This window comes from Pseudoalteromonas sp. PAST1, assembly GCF_021532515.1.
Classification (GTDB): domain Bacteria; phylum Pseudomonadota; class Gammaproteobacteria; order Enterobacterales; family Alteromonadaceae; genus Pseudoalteromonas; species Pseudoalteromonas simplex.
In genome coordinates this window covers 1-1,601 of record NZ_JAKGBH010000125.1, presented here as the reverse complement: position 1 = coordinate 1,601, position 1,601 = coordinate 1, and the positions used below count along the sequence as shown (strand labels likewise).

At 39.7% G+C, this 1,601-nt stretch carries 1 protein-coding gene; it reads right to left on the bottom strand.

Going from position 1 to position 1,601, the window contains the following annotated elements; all coding sequences use genetic code 11:
• Nucleotides 1-476: 476 nt before the first annotated feature.
• The gene (locus tag L1272_RS22965) at nt 477-1,520 is read right to left on the bottom strand and encodes an IS110 family transposase (RefSeq protein WP_235374363.1); all 1,044 of its coding nucleotides are present in this window, start codon (nt 1,518-1,520) and stop codon (nt 477-479) included.
• Nucleotides 1,521-1,601 lie beyond the last annotated feature (81 nt).

Below are 1,601 nucleotides of genomic sequence, written 5' to 3'. Positions count from 1 at the left end.
TAACACATATGAACCTTCTCGGGTCAAGTAAGCATAACGATTCTTTTTAGCTGCTTTAAGCAGCTAATTTGTCTTTGTAATCTTTTAAATCTGTTTATCTTCGGTATGTCTGTTAGCCGTTAAAAATCGTTTACGGCAAACACATATTGAGGGTCTCTTATTGCGATCTTATCGCTGCCTAAATCAGTTAATACATCAATTGCTTAGGGCCACTAGACATTTATCGGTTAACCTTAAACTGGCGCTACTCAAGGATATGGCTCATGTGTCCAGTTAGTTAAAGGCTCAGTTAAGGTGCAAACGATTTAATTCATTACAAAATTAATGCGCACCAATGAGGTGTCTAATCAAGGCCAAATAGCTTATTACATCGACAACACTTACCTGCGAACACAGCTTTTGCTGACTAAAACACAAATAATGCGTGGTTGTTCATGCCTATCTAGTTAGGAGAGCAGCTCACCTCATTGTGCGACTTAGCTTTTTAAAAACCTTTCATCATCGAATACCGTCTTATTTTTCAACATAAAATACACACAACGCCCAAGCTTGTGGGCAAGGACAGATAACGCTTTGGCTTTGGTCATACGCTTTTGCAGTTTGTTTAAGTAACGACGAGCTTTGTCATTGCCGCGTAAATAGAGTACAGCGGCTTCGCTAAAGGCCCATTTTAAATGACCATTACCAATCTTATTACCACTAGTACCATAGGTTTTACCAGCGGACTCGGCTTTACATTTCACGAGTCGGCAGTAAGAAGCGAACTTTTGTACAGATTCAAAGCGGTTAATGTCTCCAATCTCATACAAAATAGTCATCGCTAAAATAAGACCAATACCTGGGATGGTGCGAAGCTGAGTATAATAATTTGGCTGATGCTGCTTTGCTTTGCCCTCTAAGTAATATTCAAGCTTTTTAAGCTCTTCTGCGTAACTATCGAGAATGGCGAGGTCGAAGTTGATATTGCGTTGAACGGCTTGGTCTTCAAAACGCGTTTGGAATTCTTGACGAACACATTTGTTCTTCATATGTAGCTCAAGTGCTGGATAGTTGTATTGGCTATTAGTGTTAACTATATGTGCTTTTAATTGTGCCCCATGTTGAACGAGCTTAGTTCTTCGACGGAGTAAATCACGAGTAGAACGCATATGTGCGGGGTAATTGTAAGCAAGTGGAAAGTTACCACCTCGTAATAGGCTAGCAATTTTATATGAGTCAATTTTATCGTTTTTGGCTTTGCCTCCGTGAATCGCTTTCATGTAGAGGGCATGACCAAGCACAAAATCAATACCCTGTTCAGCACATAAGTCACTGACCCAATACCAGCAATGCATGCACTCAACACCAATAACGATATCTTCGAGGTAAGGGGAAATGAGTTTAAGTAATGCGGTTTTATCGGCTTTTATTTTCTGGTGAACAACTTTGCTGCCGCGATCATCAAGGATACAAACGTATAAAATGCGTGCATGTAGATCAATTCCACAATAATATTTATGATAATTAGTATAAAGTTTCACTGAGCTTTCTCCTTTTGGTTTGGTCGCCTTGAAGTTTAGCTGTTCGCTAAACTTCGGGGAGAAGGTTCAATAAGTATCAAG